This window comes from Streptomyces viridochromogenes, assembly GCF_001270495.1.
GTDB lineage: Bacteria > Actinomycetota > Actinomycetes > Streptomycetales > Streptomycetaceae > Streptomyces > Streptomyces viridochromogenes_A.
The window spans coordinates 1-254 of the sequence record NZ_LGUR01000165.1; the positions used below are offsets into that span (position 1 = coordinate 1).

The 254-nt window shown below is 65.0% G+C and carries 1 pseudogene; it reads left to right on the forward strand.

Annotation, left to right across the window (positions count from 1 at the left end):
• Positions 1–254, forward strand: a pseudogene (locus ADK36_RS17085) (hypothetical protein); the annotation flags it as partial.

Here is a 254-nt window from a genome sequence, read left to right on the forward strand (position 1 = left end):
GCACACGGGCGGCGGAGCGCTCACTCTCCTGAACGACGAGGACGACTGGAGCGGCTCCAAGGACGAGGAGCACGGCAAGGACAGCAAGTACGACAAGGAGAGCAAGCACGACGAGGACAGCAAGTACGACAAGGAGGGCAAGCACGAGGACCCGCGTGGCGGTGTGCACACGGGCGGCGGAGCGCTCACTCTCCTGAACGACGAGGACGACTGGAGCGGCTCCAAGGACGAGGAGCACGGCAAGGACAGCAAGT